This is a genomic window from Halogeometricum sp. S3BR5-2 (assembly GCF_031624635.1).
GTDB lineage: Archaea > Halobacteriota > Halobacteria > Halobacteriales > Haloferacaceae > Halogeometricum > Halogeometricum luteum.
In genome coordinates, this window is sequence record NZ_JAMQOQ010000008.1 from 13,567 (window position 1) to 30,361 (window position 16,795).

Annotated in this window: 20 protein-coding genes and 1 pseudogene; 6 read left to right on the plus strand and 15 right to left on the minus strand. The window is 60.1% G+C overall.

Annotated elements, in window-relative coordinates:
* Positions 1 to 222: 222 nt before the first annotated feature.
* The 7 genes and pseudogenes from NDI79_RS21410 to NDI79_RS23690 form a co-directional block, all read right to left on the minus strand.
* Positions 223 to 2,595: an amino acid permease gene (locus NDI79_RS21410; protein ID WP_310930720.1), complete on the minus strand. Its 2,373-nt coding sequence runs from the start codon at positions 2,593 to 2,595 to the stop codon at positions 223 to 225.
* Between the two features lie 640 nt (positions 2,596 to 3,235).
* Positions 3,236 to 3,367, minus strand: a complete 132-nt coding sequence (locus NDI79_RS21415; protein WP_008458061.1) for a hypothetical protein — start codon at positions 3,365 to 3,367, stop codon at positions 3,236 to 3,238.
* The gene (locus NDI79_RS21420; protein WP_310930721.1) at positions 3,367 to 3,984 is read right to left on the minus strand and encodes a DUF6166 domain-containing protein; all 618 of its coding nucleotides are present in this window, start codon (positions 3,982 to 3,984) and stop codon (positions 3,367 to 3,369) included. Before NDI79_RS21420 ends, NDI79_RS21415 begins: the two co-directional genes overlap by 1 nt.
* On the minus strand, positions 3,981 to 4,466 hold the full coding sequence (locus tag NDI79_RS21425) for an HNH endonuclease signature motif containing protein (protein ID WP_310930722.1): 486 nt from the start codon (positions 4,464 to 4,466) through the stop codon (positions 3,981 to 3,983). The genes NDI79_RS21420 and NDI79_RS21425 overlap by 4 nt, the downstream gene beginning before the upstream one ends.
* Positions 4,467 to 4,593: 127 nt before the next feature.
* Positions 4,594 to 4,857 carry a type II toxin-antitoxin system RelE family toxin gene (locus NDI79_RS21430; RefSeq protein ID WP_310930723.1) on the minus strand — a complete coding sequence of 88 codons (264 nt, stop codon included), beginning with the start codon at positions 4,855 to 4,857 and terminating at the stop codon, positions 4,594 to 4,596.
* The gene (locus tag NDI79_RS21435; RefSeq protein ID WP_089649942.1) at positions 4,850 to 5,128 is read right to left on the minus strand and encodes a ribbon-helix-helix domain-containing protein; all 279 of its coding nucleotides are present in this window, start codon (positions 5,126 to 5,128) and stop codon (positions 4,850 to 4,852) included. The genes NDI79_RS21430 and NDI79_RS21435 overlap by 8 nt, the downstream gene beginning before the upstream one ends.
* Before the next feature lie 49 nt (positions 5,129 to 5,177).
* Positions 5,178 to 5,339 (minus strand): annotated as a pseudogene (locus NDI79_RS23690) (DUF6166 domain-containing protein); the annotation flags it as partial.
* 220 nt (positions 5,340 to 5,559) lie between these two features.
* Between NDI79_RS23690 and NDI79_RS21440 the strand changes: the two are divergent.
* The 4 genes from NDI79_RS21440 to NDI79_RS21455 all read left to right on the plus strand — a co-directional run bounded on the left by NDI79_RS21440 (position 5,560) and on the right by NDI79_RS21455 (position 9,006).
* Entirely contained in the window at positions 5,560 to 6,237 is a 678-nt protein-coding gene (locus NDI79_RS21440) for a helix-turn-helix domain-containing protein (protein WP_267638798.1), read from the plus strand.
* A gap of 52 nt (positions 6,238 to 6,289) precedes the next feature.
* Complete coding sequence (locus NDI79_RS21445; RefSeq protein ID WP_310930724.1) at positions 6,290 to 7,141, plus strand: aldo/keto reductase; 852 nt, start codon at positions 6,290 to 6,292, stop codon at positions 7,139 to 7,141.
* Positions 7,142 to 7,274: 133 nt separating this feature from the next.
* Positions 7,275 to 8,288 carry an aldo/keto reductase gene (locus NDI79_RS21450; RefSeq protein WP_310930725.1) on the plus strand — a complete coding sequence of 338 codons (1,014 nt, stop codon included), beginning with the start codon at positions 7,275 to 7,277 and terminating at the stop codon, positions 8,286 to 8,288.
* A 115-nt stretch (positions 8,289 to 8,403) separates the two neighbouring features.
* Positions 8,404 to 9,006: a flavodoxin gene (locus NDI79_RS21455; RefSeq protein WP_310930726.1), complete on the plus strand. Its 603-nt coding sequence runs from the start codon at positions 8,404 to 8,406 to the stop codon at positions 9,004 to 9,006.
* A 76-nt stretch (positions 9,007 to 9,082) separates the two neighbouring features.
* Here NDI79_RS21455 and NDI79_RS21460 read toward each other — a convergent pair whose 3' ends face one another.
* Positions 9,083 to 9,601 carry a DUF6166 domain-containing protein gene (locus NDI79_RS21460; RefSeq protein ID WP_425499650.1) on the minus strand — a complete coding sequence of 173 codons (519 nt, stop codon included), beginning with the start codon at positions 9,599 to 9,601 and terminating at the stop codon, positions 9,083 to 9,085.
* A gap of 613 nt (positions 9,602 to 10,214) precedes the next feature.
* Between NDI79_RS21460 and NDI79_RS21465 the strand changes: the two genes are divergently transcribed.
* Positions 10,215 to 11,579: a restriction endonuclease gene (locus NDI79_RS21465; RefSeq protein ID WP_310930728.1), complete on the plus strand. Its 1,365-nt coding sequence runs from the start codon at positions 10,215 to 10,217 to the stop codon at positions 11,577 to 11,579.
* A 36-nt stretch (positions 11,580 to 11,615) separates the two neighbouring features.
* Here the strand turns inward: NDI79_RS21465 and NDI79_RS21470 are convergent, their stop codons facing one another.
* On the minus strand, positions 11,616 to 12,566 hold the full coding sequence (locus tag NDI79_RS21470; RefSeq protein WP_310930729.1) for a MarR family transcriptional regulator: 951 nt from the start codon (positions 12,564 to 12,566) through the stop codon (positions 11,616 to 11,618).
* 44 nt (positions 12,567 to 12,610) lie between these two features.
* Entirely contained in the window at positions 12,611 to 13,195 is a 585-nt protein-coding gene (locus NDI79_RS21475; protein WP_310930730.1) for a hypothetical protein, read from the minus strand.
* Positions 13,196 to 13,556: 361 nt separating this feature from the next.
* On the opposite strand from NDI79_RS21475, the gene NDI79_RS21480 reads away from it, so the two are divergent.
* Positions 13,557 to 14,426, plus strand: coding sequence for a universal stress protein (locus tag NDI79_RS21480; RefSeq protein ID WP_310930731.1), 870 nt, complete (start codon positions 13,557 to 13,559; stop codon positions 14,424 to 14,426).
* A 24-nt stretch (positions 14,427 to 14,450) separates the two neighbouring features.
* Here NDI79_RS21480 and NDI79_RS21485 read toward each other — a convergent pair whose 3' ends face one another.
* From NDI79_RS21485 to NDI79_RS21505, 5 genes are all read right to left on the minus strand, one after another.
* Positions 14,451 to 14,738 carry an amphi-Trp domain-containing protein gene (locus tag NDI79_RS21485; protein WP_310930732.1) on the minus strand — a complete coding sequence of 96 codons (288 nt, stop codon included), beginning with the start codon at positions 14,736 to 14,738 and terminating at the stop codon, positions 14,451 to 14,453.
* Positions 14,739 to 14,804: 66 nt separating this feature from the next.
* Entirely contained in the window at positions 14,805 to 15,200 is a 396-nt protein-coding gene (locus NDI79_RS21490; protein ID WP_123124809.1) for a DUF7567 family protein, read from the minus strand.
* Between the two features lie 72 nt (positions 15,201 to 15,272).
* Positions 15,273 to 15,638 (minus strand): DUF7568 family protein, encoded by a 366-nt coding sequence (locus NDI79_RS21495; RefSeq protein ID WP_123124747.1) that lies wholly within the window; start codon positions 15,636 to 15,638, stop codon positions 15,273 to 15,275.
* A gap of 6 nt (positions 15,639 to 15,644) precedes the next feature.
* Complete coding sequence (locus NDI79_RS21500) at positions 15,645 to 16,145, minus strand: DUF7995 family protein (RefSeq protein ID WP_123124810.1); 501 nt, start codon at positions 16,143 to 16,145, stop codon at positions 15,645 to 15,647.
* A 107-nt stretch (positions 16,146 to 16,252) separates the two neighbouring features.
* Positions 16,253 to 16,675, minus strand: coding sequence for a DUF8025 family protein (locus tag NDI79_RS21505; RefSeq protein WP_123124748.1), 423 nt, complete (start codon positions 16,673 to 16,675; stop codon positions 16,253 to 16,255).
* Positions 16,676 to 16,795 lie beyond the last annotated feature (120 nt).

Genomic DNA, 16,795 nt, shown 5'->3' on the forward strand with positions numbered 1-16,795 from the left:
TCCGCCTCCGTTTGATTCGATCTCGGGCTTCCGTCTCGTCTAAACGGCACTGTCTGGCACAGTGAAGATGCTCAGTCGTCGGGCGTCCGGATCGTATGCTGTCTGTCACGGACCGCTTCCATCGCTGACAGCGTCGCTGGCCGTGTGCCGGACTCTGGGCGAGTCGCTGCTGTGTCGTACCATCTATTGGGTGTTTTCGGGACATTTCCTGTGTCGATGTGGTTAGTCGCCCTCAATCGAGGATCCGTCAGCGGATGCCTCTGTACGCTGGCGACCAGTCAGCGAGCGGTAGATGGGGTAGAGATAATCCTCGATCGGCCCCTGGACGCCGCGAGCGCCGGCATAGACGATGACGGGGACACCGGCCCCATCTGCGAGGTCGATGACACGGTCGGGCGTACTCCCGAATACCCAGCGTCTGAGTCTGCGGGTCCGGGTCGCACCGATAACGAGGATGCCCCCGTTCGAAGCAGCCGTCTCGACCAATCCCTCTGCCACGGTCGGTGCCTGTACGTTGTGGAGCTGTACTTCGGGTGCGTCGGAGAGTCCAGCAACGGTCGCGTCTGCGGACTCCGCACGGCCGCCGCCACCGTTGGGATCGACACTAATGACGTGGAGTTCTGCGCCGTTCCGCCCGAGTTGTTCGACCACCGGCAGCAACGCCTTGTGGTGGGGTCCGCCACCTGCGCCGACGTTGATGACCGAGGTGTCCGTCTCGTCGGTGAATCCGCGAACGAACATCACGCCACAGGGTGCTTTGTATTCGATGGTCTCGGCGACGTCGGTGTGCTCCTCGGGATATCCCATGAGGATCTGATCGACGTCACCCTCTCGGGCGGTCTGCAGGATGTCGAAGGCGACGTCCTGACAGATGTGCCCCTCGACGGTGTAGTCGGCGTCGAGCTGCTGTTCCGACAGTAGTTCCTGGATTCGGGTGACGCGCCCTTCCGCGGTCTCACGCACTGCTTCCGACGGCGTCTGTTCCGGAATCTGTGTGACGTTCAGCACACGGATGTGGGGATTGTCGTGTTGTAGCTTCCCCAGGGTATCGGCGAGCTTGATGTAGCGCGCGGCCCTGTCTGGTCGAGCGACCGCGACAAGCACCTGATACCGGTCGCCATCAGTCTCCTCGGTATCGCTACCACCACCTGTTCCCTCGGTAGTAGCTGGTTGTGGTTCGACAACCCGTTCGAATAGGTCGTCGACAGCCGGCGCGCCGCCCCACGCCAAATACGCTACCAGCAACACACCGACAAGGAAGACACCGACCAGGACACCCTTCAGTGGAAGGTTGTAGATCAGGGCGAGGTTCGCGAGGATGCCCACCACCGGCACAACAGGCACCCCGGGAACCCGGAACCCGCGCTTAATGTCCGGGTACCGCCGGCGCGAATAGATGAGTGCGAGGTTGACGACCGAGAGCGGCAACAGGAGGTTCAGTGTCGCGAACCCGGTCAGTGTCGTCAGTCCCAGCTCAGTGAGCGTTAGTGAGCCGACCACGGGGGCTGGAACGGTGACCTGGAACGGGAGTACACCCCCTTCTGCCGGGAACAGCATGATGAACGTGACGATCAGGAGGATGATGGTGCCCGTCGCAGTGGCGACACTCCAGAACGGGGTGTTGTACTGCGGATGAATCCGCGAGAACGGCCGAGGGGCCTGTCCCTGACGGCCCATCAGCGAACCGATGCCGCTGGCAGCGAGAATCGACGCGTTCGAGGCGCTGACCATACTGAAGATGGCGCCGGCGACGATGAGCGACCGCCCGATGGGCCCGAGGAAGCCGGCAGCGACTCGTCCCATGGCAGTTTCGCCCTCGCGGGCGATGACCTCCGCGGGCACCGGCGAGTTGACCATCGCGATGATCACCAGCGCATACAGTACGGTGACGGTGATGATCGAGGCGGCGATGGCTCGCGGGACGGTCCGCTTTGGTTCGATGATCTCGCCGGCGCTGGCGGCGATTGCGGAGAAGCCAAAGAAGGTGATGAACGCTAGCGCGGCGATGGTGACGATGCCGACCAGGTCCGTCGAGAAGTTCGCCGCGAAGGTTCCGACCGCCGTCGAAGGCCCTCGGAACGACAAGGCGCCGCCGATGAACGCAAACAGCACCGCCACCTTCGCACCGGTCACCAGCAGCTGGAAGGTCCCGCTTTCCTCAGTTCCCTGGGCGTTTAGTGTGCCCAGCAGGAGCGCAGCGAGCACCCCTGTTGTCCCGTGGGGCAAGGCATGGAGCGGCTCGGGGAGTACGAACCGGAAGAACCACTCGTCCATCGTCGCGAGATAGAACGCTGTCGTGCCGGTGTATCCGAGGAACAGCATCGCGCCGATGGCGTAGACGAGTGTGTCGTTCTCGAACGTGCGCGAGGAAAACAGGTAGCCACCACCGTTCTCGGAGTAAATCGAGGCGAACTCGGAGTAGCCGGCGGCGGTGATGCTGGCGACGATAGCTGCGATGACGAACGCGATGACGGCACTGGAGCCGATCGCCGCGACAGCAGTCCCGGAGAGAGAGAAGATGCCAGCGGCGATCATCGTTCCTAAGCCGATAGCGAACGCGATTTTGAAGTCCAGCGTTCGAGTGTGCTCGACCATTAGTAGTAATCAGCGTTAGTCACGTCTGCGAGGGTGGATCCCGTTTACATCTCTCCCGTCGACGTTGAGGTCACCTTCACGTATCGATTGTCCGTCAACTGGGGCACCAATTCCAGGTTCCATCTACCGCAATCTCTGTGGCCGACGGTTTGGGATCTCACCCTTCGAAGCGGTTGACATCCGCTTGCTGACTCCGGTCGTGTTACCTGTCGATGGCGGTCACTTGTACTAAACTGCGGTTCTGTCCTTATCCCGGTGAGCATTGATGTGCGGGACTTGGAATCTCGAATACAAAATTCCCTTTGGTGCGTGTTATTCATAGCTCCGCTAAGTGGCTCTCGATATTACTGAATCAAAAATAGATGGTGGTTTCGGACAGAGGAGTACATCGTCCATATAAGCGACGGGCTTCGTGAATCGCCTCGGGGGAACGCCCCGAGGCACTCGGCCTGCCCCGCCTAGTAACTCGCGCCGGCGACGTGGCGCGGGACCGATTCGATATGGACGCGCTCTGCGAACCGCAAACCGAGCGGCGCCGTAACCGGCTGGCCTTCCCGATGGATGGGACACGAGCACCCCTCGGGGGTGGGCGTATACTGAAAGCCGGTACTCCGTATTTGGTCGAGAGAGTGAGTTCCGGTCACGAGTCGGTGTCGTCGGTGCGCTCCTGTCGGTCGTTGTACCGCTCCAGTTCACGCCCGATTTTCTCGAGTGCCTCGACACCACGTTCGAGGAGCTGATGGGTGGCTCGCGCCAGTCGAAGCGTCTCCATCAGTACTCCCCTTCCGGGGATTCGATGAGGTTGTTGCTCTCTTCAGCGAGTTCCCGGATTACCCGTTCTAGGTCAGCATCCTCGGCAACCGTCAGATGTGCGAGCGGGGCAGGATATGCCCGGTCGCCCTGGCTACAGAGCACGACCAGCCACTCCTCGCTTCCATCCCCGAGTACGATGTAGTGGTCGCGATCAGCGCGCTGGAAGACCCGCCGGTCCGGGCGAGAGACGGCTCGCCAGTTCCCGGGGAGCGACGGTGACGGCCGTCCGCCGTCCGCGAGCGCGACGACGTCGTCGGTAAGGGTCGCCATCGCGGCGTCGATCTCCTCGCCAGTGAGGTGCCAGCACGCCGCGGCACCGTCGCACTCCAGCTGTGAGACCACCTGATTCCGGAACGCGATGTAGTGCTCACGGGCGAACTGTTCATCGTCGTAGTAGTCGAGCAGGAGTGCGCACGCGAGCTGGGCGGGCCCACTGCCTCGATACCCGATCTCGAAGCCACTCGGACTGTGGTTGACGAGATCGAGACTGCGGTCGGGCGTGAGCTCTGTGCCTTCAGGACGGCGAGTGACAACGAGCTCTCCTCGTTGACGTCGGCCGACGTACGCCGTCGTCATTTGAATCGCCCCCGTTCGTCCCGCTCGCGATCGGACACGTCCCACTCGTGGTCTGTTGGTTTAATCTCGGACCCGAAGCCGTGTCGTTCGGCGTGTTCGGTGCGACTGAGGAGTTCGAGGTTTTCTGGTCTGTTGTCCCACCTGACACCATTCTTATGATGAACGTGCTTGTCAGCGACGGCGTCGAATCCGCGCTCTGCCACCATTACGAGTCGGTGGATACCGACCGAGTCTGTCGTCCCACGATAGTTTGTGGCACAGATGACGTAGCCACGGTCGGTGAACACGGCGGGATGCCGTCGACGGTTCGGGGCCGCCTCACGTGCGTCTCGACGAGGAATGTCGAACTTCTGCATCCACTTATGAACCGTCGGTTGCGTACAGTCGAGCTTATCTGCGATCTCGTTCGTACTCAGCTCCTGTTCCCAGTAGAGTTCGTAGAGGAGCGATTCGTCTCGCCAGGGGTACTCTGAATCGGTCATGGCTCGGTAACGGGGAGTGGTTTCCCCCGCGCCCCTCTCGGGGGCAATAAACACTACCGAGCGGATTCGTACTTGAATCTCAGATCCAGTTCGTCACCGACCCGAGCAGGTCTGCAGACAGCGTGAGTTACGGTGGGAGGTGACGGTCGTAGATATTCCGCCGATGCCCGACCGCTTCGACGATGAGGACATCCTCGTCTCGGTCCCACGTGATGATCGCACGGTAGTCACCGGCACGAAGCTTGTAGTACGTGTAGCCGGTGAGCTTTTCGAGTCGGTGGGAGGTCCAGTCTTTCGCCTCGTCGAGTTTCTTCACCAACCGCTCTTGCGCTTCCGATTCGAGCCCCTCCAGCAAATCGAGTGCTTTCGGTGTCCACTCGACCTCAGTCATCGATGCCCAGCCGGTCCTTCACGTCGTCCTGCGATACCGTCTCGCCCTGCTCCCGCTGCTTGCGGCTCTCGGCCAGATGCGCCAGCGCTTCCTCGGACAGCTGCGTTGGCGGATTGACGGCGTCTCGAAGCGCGTCGCGGATGAACTCGGATTTGTTCGCGTAGCCACGCTCCTCCCAGACGTCGTCGACCTGTGCCAGCAGCGACTGGGGCACCCGGACGTTGATTTTCTCCATTTCACCGTCGCCGCCGGCGTCGCTGTCAGTGCTCATATACTGTGATACGCTCGTATCACGTAAGTACCTTCGGTCCGATACGCAGACTGTGGTTGACGAGGTCCAGACTGCGCTCGAGGGAGAGTCGCCGATGCTCCGAGAGGTTCAGGACGACGGCTTGGCCGTCGACGCGGAAGCCGACGTATTCGACTGCGTCTCGGTGAGACTGACCTGGCGATGCGACTGGAACCGATTCCGAACTGGCCATAGGTACATTCCCGTTCATTCGTTGCTCGTGGGCGGTTCGGTGACCCCCGCACCCCTCTCGGGGGCAATAAACACCACCAGTCCAGAATTGTCCTTGAGTTACAACGGATCAGCTGATTTGCTCTACGAGGGTGGGGTTGCTCAGACCATCTCCTGTCGGAGTAATCCCTGTAAACACGGGAGTCCCGAACGTTAACTACCGGGGAAGCATACGTCTATGTATGACAATTACGACTGAGTTTTCCCTCAGTTCACCGTCTCTCCCGCTGGTCAGTATCACTGAGAGACTCCCACCGGACCAAATTGAGTGCGTCCATGGGCTCTGTTTCGAACAGGACGCCCGGATGTTCATCGTCAAAATCGATTCCGATGTCAACGTTTCAGAAGCCGACTTGGAATCGCTGGACGAAGTCCAAGAGGCGACAACGATCGGCTACGCGGGCGAGCAAACCGTCCACAACCTTACGATAGACCTCGCCGACGCGATCTCGGAAGTATTCAGTGGGGGCAGTTCCGTAGCGGCCAAACTCGAGCCGACCGTCGTCACACCGGACGGATGGTACGAAAGGAAAGTGTACAAGGACCGTGATGCGTTCATGGAGTCCCGGACCCGCTGTGAGAACTACGGGATCTCGCTCGACCTCATCTCGATGACCTCCACTTCCGCTGCATCGGACGATGCTATCCCGTTTGGGTTGACTGAACGGCAATACGAGGCGCTGACACTCGCGCTCTCTCGTGGCTACTACGAGAGCCCACGACAGACCTCGACTGAGGAGCTCGCTACGGAACTCGGCATCTCACAACCCTCGCTCTCGAGACTCCTCAGGCGGGGTGAGCGTCAGCTACTCTCTTCGGCACTCCAAACACAGGAGCACTTAAACACGGTTTCCAATTAGCACCGTCGCTATCTGGCCGTAGTCCCTCTGATTTTGTAGACAGAGACCTACTATGAAGACAGTTGAACTCAACAACGGTGTAGAGATGCCGATTCTCGGATTCGGCACGTATCAAATCGAGGACCTCGACGAGTGCGAACGAAGTGTTTCGGAAGCCCTCGAAACAGGGTATCGACTCATCGATACTGCGGCGTCGTATGAGAACGAGGAGGCGGTCGGGCGGGCAATCGAGAAGAGCGACGTGCCGCGAGACGAGGTGTTCGTGACGTCGAAGCTCTGGGTGCAGGACACTGGCTACGAAGCCACCTTGGACGCGTTCGAGCGGTCGCTGGACCGACTGGGCCTCGACTACCTCGACCTGTTTCTGATTCATCAGCCCTACGGCGACGTCCACTGTTCGTGGCAGGCTATGGAAGACCTCTACGAGGACGGCAAGATCAGGGCGATCGGGGTCAGCAACTTCCATCCCGACCGCGTGATGGACCTTATGGTCCACAACGATGTCGTCCCGGCCGTCAATCAGATTGAGACGCATCCCTTCTACCAGCGAACCGAGGATGCAGCATTCCTTGAGGAACACGGCATCCAACACGAGTCGTGGGGGCCGTTCGCCGAAGGCCAGAACAACATCTTCGAGCACGACGTGCTGACCACGATTGGAGACCGCTACGACAAATCCGCTGCACAGGTGGTGCTTCGATGGCTTATTCAGCGCGAGATTGTCGCCATTCCGAAGTCGGTCCACGCCGACCGGATCGCCGAGAACTTCGAGGTCTTTGACTTCGAACTCACCGACGAGGAAATGGAGACGATCGCCGAACTAAACCAGGGCGAAAGCCAGTTCTTCGACCACCGAGATCCGGAGATGGTGAAGTGGCTGGGGGAAGCTGAGCGCGAGACCTAAGTCTCAATTACAGAGCGATCCCCTTCGGCCAGCACTCAACGTGACTGCGCATCGGTCATAAGTACTTAAACGCGGTATTCCGTTAGCATCACGCCAAAGCGATTCACGTCCTTTGTTCAAACTGAGCACGACGATGGAATACACGACTCTTGGTTCGACCGGAATGGAAGTCAGCCGCATCTGTCTCGGCGGAATGAGTTTCGGCGTAAGCGACTACCACGACTGGACGCTCGACGAGGAGGGCTCGCGAGAGATCATCGAACGCGCGATTGACCTCGGTATCAACTTCTTCGACACGGCCAACGCGTACTCGAACGGGGAGTCCGAGGAGATCATCGGGGACGTTCTCGGAGAGTACGACCGCGACGAACACGTCGTCGCCACGAAATGCTACTTCCCCACGAACCTCTTCTCCGATGCAGACGAACCACACCCGAACGCGTCGGGACTCTCCCGGAAGACTGTCGAACAGGAACTGGAGAATTCGCTAGACCGACTGGGGATGGATACCGTTGACCTCTACCAGATCCACCGGTGGGACTACGAGACACCCATCGAGCAAACGCTGCGTGCCCTTGATGACGCAGTTCGACGCGGGAAGGTTCGATACATCGGCGCGTCGTCGATGTGGACCCACCAGTTCGCCGAGGCACTGTACACCAGCGAGCACCTGGATCTCGAACAGTTCGTGACGATGCAGGACCACTACAACCTCGTCTACCGCGAGGGTGAACGGGAGATGTTCCCCTTCTGCGAGAAAGAAGACATCGGCGTCATTCCGTGGAGTCCATTGGCCCAAGGATATCTCACCCGTCCCCACGAGGAGATGACGGCGACGACTCGCGGTGAAGAGCTCACCGAGACGCACGAGGAGTACCGGATGGGGGGCGGGCCAGCCGTAAACGAGCGAGTTGAGGAACTCGCTGCGGAGAAGGGGGTGACGATGGCACAGCTCTCGCTGGCGTGGTTACTCCACCAGGATGTCGTTGATGCGCCGATCATCGGCACCACCAGCGTCGAACATCTCGAACAAGCCGTCGAAGCACTCGATATCGACCTGACGGATTCAGAGCTAGAGTACTTGGAAGAACCGTACGAGCCCCTGCCGATTACTGGCGCTCCTGTCCCTGGGTCGGAAGCCAACTAGCGCCTCAGTAATCTGAGGACTCAGTCACTCCACAATGAGAGAGAATACCCTAAGCACTTCGAACGATTCAGAGATCGATAGAACGAGTCGGCGTAAACTGCTAGGGGCAGCTGCAGTGGCAGGAGGGGGCTTCCTTGCGGGATGTATACACCAGAGCGGGTCCGAGACGGAAGAGCAGAATACCCCCTCCCAAACTGCGGATGAGGACAGCGTACTGATCGTGTTTTTCTCTCGTACGGAAAACACCCAAGCTGTCGCTGAAATCATTCAGCAAGAAGTGGGTGGAGAGCTGTTCGAAGTGTTGCCGGCAGACCCGTACCCCGTCGATTACGACACGCTCGTCTCACAGGTAGACCAAGAAAACGAAGAGGGCTACACCCCACCTCTCCAATGTAACGTGGAGAATATCGAGGCGTATGACACCGTATTTTTCGGTGCCCCGACGTGGGATATGCAGTTGCCACCGCCGATGAAGACCCTTCTGAGTGAACACGATTTGGGCGGGAAGACTGTGGTCCCCTTCAATACGAATGGTGGGTATGGCGTCGGGAGTAGCTTTCAAACGATCGAAGACCGCTGTCCAGATGCCGACGTACGGGAGGGCTTCTCCACGAGGGGTGGAATGGAGAGAGATGGTGTGTACCTGGCAATCAAGGAGGATCGGCGGGAGGAAGTCAGGGCAGAAGTGACTGACTGGTTGCGAAGGATCCAGATGTAACCTCAGCCCTGTCAGCGACGCGGCCGCACCCCTCTCGGGGGTTCTACAAACAGAGCTGGAAACGCCCTCACCGTCCCTACTGGCTAGCTGCGGGGAACTCGAACCCGCCGGTGTCGGTCTGTGACTCCTCCGAGTCGGTAGTTTCTGATTGGACTGCCTGGCGGGCGTCTTCCAGTTCCTCGCGGCGGTCGTCGACGCTCTGGTGGATGCTAATGTCGTGCTGCTCGCAGAGCGCTCGCTCGACCGCGAAGGTCATCTCGTCGAAATCGACTGCCGTGATGTCGACGTCTTCCGGTGAGGGCGTCTCATCAGCGACGTCGATGTCTCGCGACCAGGTATCGGCCGAAATGTCGCTGGTCGGGAGCCGCCACTCGTCACCCTCGAGCTCTTCACGCAGGTACTGCGCGAACTCCTTGTAGTGGTCGAGCGCGATGTTCTTCGTCGCTGAATCGGCCAGCAGCGCGATCGCGAGCTGATCGATGCGGGCCTCGTCAGCCTGTGGTCCCCAGTCGAACCCGCCAGGGGCGCGGCGTAGGACGTGGAGGTGCTTGTCCAGCACGTCGCCATCGGGCGTGTACACCAGCTGTCCACCCATACAGCGTTCACCGCGGTACGCTCGGCCGCCGGTCATCGGAACCCACCCTCCCAGTGACCCATGCCTCGTGGTCGTTCTAGGGGCTGACGGGGACGGGAGTCCAACGGTCGACGGGCGGTGTCTGGACCACGTCCGGCTTCTTGATTGCTCGCACTCGCGGTCCCGGTTGGTCGGGACCCGACGTACATTGGCTTTCGCGCTTGGCTCCGCTCCGTGACGACCTCCTGATGGAGCAGCGTACAGAGCTCCATGACGCTCTCGGCGAGCGCGAATGCTGCCTCTCGGGACCGGAGGTCGTGCTGGCTGAAGAGGATCGTCCCATCGGCTCGATCGACCCGGACCAGCCAGTCCGAGGATTGCTGGACGTGGCAGAGGACGGATTTCGAGAACTCGTAGGCGAACACGAAATGGTCGTCGTCTGTTCGTCGATACAACCACCAGTTGTCGGGGGCGCTCTCGCTGTTGCTCTCAGAACTCATCGGTTACCCGGGACGGATGTGTCGTCCCGCACCCCTTGCGGGACGAACAACAACAACGCTCATGTCGTTGCGACTTCGTCGCCACTGTCGGCAACGTATATAGTCATAGCAAGATACTGTCCAATTACATTCGGATGGCTGTACTGGACGACCTCTCTGGATTCGAGTTCGAGGACTTGATGGAGGACGTCTTCCGGAACTTCGGCTACGAAAACGTCCGCCAGGCCGAGCGGACGGCCGACGAGGGGCGCGACGTCATCATGGAGGAGGTCGTCGACGGCACGCGACGGGCGATCATCGTCGAGTGTAAGCACACCGGGACGGTCGGCCGGCCGGTCGTCCAGAAGCTGCACTCGGCCATCGCGACGTTCGACTTCGACGGCCCGAAGCGAGGGATGGTCGCCACCACAGGTCGATTTACGAACCCTGCCGAGGAGTACGCTGACCGGCTCCAGCGGAACGACGATCCCTATCCCATCGAGCTGATCGACGGCGAGGACCTTCGGGAGATCGCCGACGAAATCGGTCTCGATCTCTACAACGGGCGCATCGAGATCCTCTGTGACGAGACGCTCCGACCGTACGATCCGGCGGCGGATGTCGACGCACCTGTCCAGGAGGCGTTCCGCGACATCGAGAACATCGAGGCCGCGGATCTACCGGTGCCGCACTCGCAAGTGACGTTCCGACCAGTGGTTGCGATCACCGCCGACACGAACGCTGTCTTCGAGACCTCAGTCGGTGTCATCCACCGGATCAACGACCGCACACAGTTCGTTGTCCACGCTGAGCGCGGCCATCCGAAGGTGGCCGACGACGAAGTCGCGACGCTGGTCACCGAGAACTTCCACGCGACGGTCCCCCTCGATACCGGGCAGTTTACCGAGGTATTCGCCGACGTCGATGAGCGCCGGTTCGGCCAGACCCAAACGGAGTACAAGGAGTGGGCTGTTGACCGCCTCCAGGATTACCACACGACGACGGTGACCTACACCGGCGACAATAACGTCACGTACAACAAGACGTGTGAGCCGAATCTCTCGGACATCTCAGTGCAATCGATTGAGCCGGTGTATCTACCTGAGGTTCGGCAGACGACAGAGATACTGGAGTACTCGTATCCGTACGAATACTATGCTGCTGGCCCCTCACGGGTCACTCTGGAGGACGGGATTCATCGCTGCGTCCACTGCGAAACGAGCGGCGTCGACGAGACGTACACCTACTGTCCGAACTGCGGGGCGATCGCCTGCGACACCCACATCAAGACCGAACGGCTCGAAGGGGAGCCGGTCTGTACCGGCTGTGCGGTGACCGAACGGTTCGCGCTGAAGAGGAAGTACTTCTACGACGAGGAGAACCTCGGCGCGTTCCGCAAGGAGTACGCCGAGATGCCACTCCACGAGAAGGCGATGGAGAACAAGCTGCTTGCTGGAGGGAGCGTGGTTGCGACGCTGCTGCTCGTCGTCGGACTACTCGTGATCGGCGGCATCATCTAACCCGTCGCAATTTTCCGCCAGACTGCGGGGTTGGGGTTACGAGACACCGTACTGCTCTTTGAGTGCCATATATTCGTCCTTCTTTGGGAGGATGACTGGCAGATCATCTGTTCTGTCGAAGTCGCCCTGAAGTGGCCGATACAACGCTTTCACAGTGGGTTCCAGGTCGTACCACTGTGCGGTCTCGACGAGTGTCTCCTGATCGATATCCTCCGCCTCGATCAGCAGCATCGAATAGCTAACCCGCCGAGATCCGCTATCCAGAAGGAGCGTATGGCATACGACTTCAGCAGCCGTTAGCTCCTCACCTGGAGCATACCAGAACGGAGGCTCGCCGGCGAGGAAAAACTGTAGACCATACGCTGCAAACCGACCCAGTCCGGTCATCTCCCAGCCCGGAGCTGCTTGGAGTGCGTCCGTATCCTCGTCGGTCTGCAGGCGGACGAGAGATCGGTTCGGATCGCACCACGTGATCGTGGCGCTGGGGGCGATTTTCCGGACTCGGGCTCGATGTTCGTGCTCTACAGTAGCCCGGGCGAACGCCAACAGTGGCGAGACTTCGTCATGAAGGGCGTACTTCGAATCGGATCTGGAGAGTAGTGCTCGGTGCTTGAGCGGTGATAACGCGCTGTGGACACCTTGTCGAGTGATTCCGAGCCGGTCTGCGATATCAGCGATGTGTCGTGGTCTATCGAGATACCAACACACGCGGAGTGTGGCTGGGGAGAGCAGTTCCGTCCAGTCTACGTGGCTGAACTCCGACTGCAGCGTTCGATACGCTTCGGTAACTGGATGTTCCGCGATGCGGACACGACGCTGATTGCTGGACCCACGGGTTTCTGTGAGCAATCCCGCTGCGAGCAATTCGTCGAGTACGTCGTACAGATGGTCTCGTGAATATCCGGTTTCGGCCGCGAGTTCCGCCGGTGTTGCTTCACGGCCGGTACTCAGCGCGTCAAGCACGGCGAGTCCGGCCTTCGAAATCATCTGGGTCTTTCTAAATCCTAACTATATAAATACGATTTGGGATTTTACTTGACGACTGCTTCGTCCCGGACCAGTTCTGCGAGCGCGTCCTCGAGCGACCCGTGGAACTGCCAGCTCGCCTGCTCGAAGGCCTCGTCGGTCGGGCCGTCCCAGCGGGGGAACGCGGAGTGACCGCTCACTTTGACTGTCCACTCGGTCGGCTCGTCGAACGGGTTCTCCGTCGGGAGTTCCACGACGTAGAGGTATTCCTCGTCGCCGTGGATGCCATCGGCCGGATTCTCGACGCCGTGGCCCAGCAGGAACAGCGGCTGGTCGAGATGCTCCATATTGGACGGCTCGAGGAGATCCGCTGGCTGAGCCGCGTCGATCGTTCGCTCTGGGTCGCCATCCAGATAGAGGTCGACCGTCGAGAGCTTGTCGAGGAACACGAACGTCGCGGCCGTGTAGCCCGGTCCGCGCTCGGCACGGGTCGCATCGAGCAGCTCTTTCAGCTGTGCGAGGTCCCGGAGGACGCTCCCCGGGTAGCCATCCGAATGCCGATACACCTGCGCGACGCGGTCGGCGCCGCCATCCGTCTCACCGGGCTGTTCGACTCGTTGGACGAATCGGAGTTGGCTCCGTGTCGACATCGGTACTCGCCGGCGCGTGTGCGCCGGCACCCATCGCCGGCGCAGAATAAACAGGCGCCTTCACGGCACCCGTTAGGATCTTGTCCCTTTCTCGCTACGGCGATGATAGGGCGTACGATGAACACGTCGAGAGAGTCCGGAGCTCCATTGGTGTTGCTGGAGACGTGACGAAGTCGGCAGTTCGAGATTGGAGAGCCCACTCGTCACTGAATCAACTGTGTATGGGTCCCCAGTGGGGACTACATCGTAGAACGATTCTCGCCGCTCTGTTGCCGAATGCAGGTGATGTCTGTCGGTCACCGGTAAGGTACGTGCCGTGGGAACTCCTTTGTGACTGTTCACCGTAGCGGCCGGTAGTGACATGTACGATTCGATTCTCCTCCCAGTTGACGGCAGCGAACACGCAGCCAAAATCGTCCATCATGCGGCCGAGCTCGCGCAGTGGACCGGGACGACGATTCAGCTGCTGTTCGTTGCCGATACGACTCAGGACAGCGTCACTGTTGTCGACGGGACCGTCGTTGATGCACTGGAACAGGAGGGAGAGACGATCGTCGCGGATGTCGCGGAGACGCTCGAAACTCTCGGTGTCGAGCACGACACCGACGTCGTTCAGGGCAGCCCAGCACCAACAATTGTCGACTACGCCGAGCGATACGACCACGACCTAATCGTCTTGCCCACCCACGGCCGGACCGGCATCTCACGCTATCTCCTTGGAAGCGTCACGGAGAAAGTGGTGCGCTTGTCCGATGTCCCCGTTCTGACCGCTCGAATGCAATCTGATGAGCAGCTAGCATTCCCGTACGAGAATATTCTTATCCCGACCGATGGGAGTCCTGCTTCGACTGCTGCCGCCAAGCATGGGCTGACACTTGCGGCGGCGCTTGACGCCACTGTCCACATCCTTTCTGTCGTGGATGTTACATCGCTGGGCCCTGACGTGCGCTCTGTGCTTTCAGATGACGAACTCGAGCGACCGGCAGTAGAGGCTGTCGAGGAGGTGGCCACGAAAGCCGATGAACACGATCTGGCATCCGTCCAAACGTACGTCGAACATGGGTCGCCTGCGGAAATGATCCGTGAACATATTGAAACGAATGAGGTCCATGCCGTCGTGATGGGGGCTAGTGGCCGCCGTGGCGTCGATCGAGTTCTTCTCGGGAGTGTCGCGGAAAAGACGGTCCGATCAGCACCTGTGCCGGTTATCACCGTCCACGATCAGTCGTAGCCGGTTGCGTTGGTCTTCCTGTGTTTATTCGATCTCGAGACTATCTGAGCCCCCCTCAGCACTCTTACTGTTCTCATCCCATTCGAGTTCGAATTCGATGCTTAGCTCACCGGGGCCATCGGCCGGCCCTTCCCGTTCGGCTTTGACTTCGAATGTCGGACGTCCCGGGGGGTCCATCGTGACGGACTCTTCCCCCGCCCTCAGGGTGATGGAATCTCCTTGCTCGAGCTTTTCGGCGACGTTCCGAAGGTACGACGCGATTTCGTCTCGGTTCTGGGCACTCTCGGATTTGAACAGGACTTCTTCAGGCATACACTCCCACTTACACCCTCTACTCCGATAAGTGGTCCTCTCAATCTCACAACGAAAATTTTCTCGTTACGCTAGGTGGGAGACCTCCTTAGGCTCCTCGACATCGTCGAACTCTCCGCGCTTGACCGGCTCCCAATCCTCCCCAGGTGCTGGACTCCACCAGTCGACTTTGTAGGCCCCCGGTGCGCCGAGGATTTTCACCCGTGCCGAGCCGTCAGGCAGGTCGCGACGGAGCTTCTCGTCGACGTGAAGGTTCCACGTCGAGTCGGTGTCGAAGCACGCGAGCACAGCCTCCTCGTAGCCACGGTTTTCTTGGGACTCTCGGAGGACGACCTGCGTATTGCAGTTCTTGCAGAACACTCCCTCGAAGGGAATGTGGGTGAACAATTCCTGACCGCAGACGGGGCACCAGAGGAACTCGAACAGTGCCTCGCTGTGTCGGTCGAGTACTTCAAGACTCATTGTTGGGCCGACCCGGTTCGACCGGGTCACTCTCTCCGCCCCGGCCGAAAAACACCCTACGTGCGTCCGTTTTCAGCGTTCAGGGCCGTAGACGATACGTGAGGGGGCTTCGTACCCACAGTCCGGGCAGTTGTACCAGCGCTGGACCTTCGCCCCGTCTGCTGCCTTCTCGCCGACGAGGACGTCGTTGTTCGGACACTCCGAACAGTTCAGTTCGGGCGCTGGCCGCTCTCGAAGCGCATCCCGGAACGTTGTCGCCTCCTTCGTCTCGAAGCCTCGCGACCAGACCGGATAGCCGTCGACGAGGATCGCTCCCCGCCACTTGTATCGATAGGAGTCCGGAGCCCGGTGTAGCACGGCTCGGGCACCGGTCTCGGTGTTACGATACGCAAGTGTTGGCGTACGACTCTCCCGGGACCAGTTGGTGATTCTGGGCATTGTCAATCAGAAGTGAACGTCTGCGGGGACGATCCAGAGCGTCTGGCTGTCCTCGACTTCCTCGAGGACACGATCGAGCTGATCGCGGTGGCGAATCCCCATCGCGTGCTGGTCGTACATCGGGATGGAGGGCCCGTCGTACGCGCCGACCTGGTGGAAGGCGTGGCGGGCGAGGTCCTCGTCGCGCATGATCGCCTCGTCGCTGAGCTCGTCGAGCGCCTCCTTCACGCGGTCGAGATTCCGCTGGAACTCTTCCTTTGTGGCGTTCCAGGCTCGATCGAGCAGTTCACCGCCCTCCTCTGAATTGATGGGTGCTGCAGTCGGTAGGTCTCCCCAGCGAGCCTTCCCAGCTACCGTGGTATCCTCTTCGTCGAAGGTGCAGTAGTAATCAAACACGGCGCAGCCGTGGGGATTCGCGCCGACGAGACGGTCGAAGACTGCTTTTCCTTCGACCAGGGCGTCGTGCTGTGTCGGTGCCTCGACTAACGCGTAGATGACCATATGCATCTGGTTCACCTCGGAACGCCGACTCACCGGGCGCTGCTCGACACTGTCTGTTCGGTGCGCCGGCACCCATCGCCGGCGCTCGAAAAACTCGCTTCGCGAGATCGCGTTCAGGAATCGCCTGTCTGCTCGACGGTGATCGTCAGGTCGCCCGACTCGTAGTCGGCCTCGAAGTCGACGCTAAACGCGTCGGAGTCGTAGGCGGCGTGGTAGGCACGGTGCAGTTCGAGCGACCCGGTCGCCTTGAAGTGGAAGAACGCAGCCGAGGTGTAGGGTTTGCTCTGGGTTTCGATCTGCGTCTCGACAGAGGCCGGGAGCGCGATTTGTGGTGTGTCCGTATCGATACTCGCAGCGAACGCCTTCGCTTCCTCGACGGTTGCTTGCGAATGTGCGGGCGTCTCGCCGGTCAGCACGTTCACCGGTGTCTCCGTGTCGTCGGTGAACAGGACATCGTGGAAGGTGCGGGTCCCGAGGACTGCGTCGGGACCGAACTCGCAATCGTGGAATGGGTCGTCGTCTGGTTTCTCGGGCATCCAATCACGAGCCTACGGAGGGGCTCAGTCTCTACTGCCCCAGACAAACTGCAAATTGTCTCGATATAGCGAAGGAAAGTCGCGAAAGAGGAGCGTCCTGACCGCACTTTCCGCGTGCAG

Coding starts and splice junctions, on each gene's coding strand:
- NDI79_RS21410 (WP_310930720.1), bottom strand. CDS start 2,595: ATGGTCGAGCACACTCGAACGCTGGACTTCAAAATCGCGTTCGCTATC.
- NDI79_RS21415 (WP_008458061.1), bottom strand. CDS start 3,367: ATGGAGACGCTTCGACTGGCGCGAGCCACCCATCAGCTCCTCGAACGT.
- NDI79_RS21420 (WP_310930721.1), bottom strand. CDS start 3,984: ATGACGACGGCGTACGTCGGCCGACGTCAACGAGGAGAGCTCGTTGTC.
- NDI79_RS21425 (WP_310930722.1), bottom strand. CDS start 4,466: ATGACCGATTCAGAGTACCCCTGGCGAGACGAATCGCTCCTCTACGAA.
- NDI79_RS21430 (WP_310930723.1), bottom strand. CDS start 4,857: ATGACTGAGGTCGAGTGGACACCGAAAGCACTCGATTTGCTGGAGGGG.
- NDI79_RS21435 (WP_089649942.1), bottom strand. CDS start 5,128: ATGAGCACTGACAGCGACGCCGGCGGCGACGGTGAAATGGAGAAAATC.
- NDI79_RS21440 (WP_267638798.1), top strand. CDS start 5,560: ATGACAATTACGACTGAGTTTTCCCTCAGTTCACCGTCTCTCCCGCTG.
- NDI79_RS21445 (WP_310930724.1), top strand. CDS start 6,290: ATGAAGACAGTTGAACTCAACAACGGTGTAGAGATGCCGATTCTCGGA.
- NDI79_RS21450 (WP_310930725.1), top strand. CDS start 7,275: ATGGAATACACGACTCTTGGTTCGACCGGAATGGAAGTCAGCCGCATC.
- NDI79_RS21460 (WP_425499650.1), bottom strand. CDS start 9,601: ATGGGTGGACAGCTGGTGTACACGCCCGATGGCGACGTGCTGGACAAG.
- NDI79_RS21465 (WP_310930728.1), top strand. CDS start 10,215: ATGGCTGTACTGGACGACCTCTCTGGATTCGAGTTCGAGGACTTGATG.
- NDI79_RS21470 (WP_310930729.1), bottom strand. CDS start 12,566: ATGATTTCGAAGGCCGGACTCGCCGTGCTTGACGCGCTGAGTACCGGC.
- NDI79_RS21475 (WP_310930730.1), bottom strand. CDS start 13,195: ATGTCGACACGGAGCCAACTCCGATTCGTCCAACGAGTCGAACAGCCC.
- NDI79_RS21480 (WP_310930731.1), top strand. CDS start 13,557: ATGTACGATTCGATTCTCCTCCCAGTTGACGGCAGCGAACACGCAGCC.
- NDI79_RS21485 (WP_310930732.1), bottom strand. CDS start 14,738: ATGCCTGAAGAAGTCCTGTTCAAATCCGAGAGTGCCCAGAACCGAGAC.
- NDI79_RS21490 (WP_123124809.1), bottom strand. CDS start 15,200: ATGAGTCTTGAAGTACTCGACCGACACAGCGAGGCACTGTTCGAGTTC.
- NDI79_RS21495 (WP_123124747.1), bottom strand. CDS start 15,638: ATGCCCAGAATCACCAACTGGTCCCGGGAGAGTCGTACGCCAACACTT.
- NDI79_RS21500 (WP_123124810.1), bottom strand. CDS start 16,145: ATGCATATGGTCATCTACGCGTTAGTCGAGGCACCGACACAGCACGAC.
- NDI79_RS21505 (WP_123124748.1), bottom strand. CDS start 16,675: ATGCCCGAGAAACCAGACGACGACCCATTCCACGATTGCGAGTTCGGT.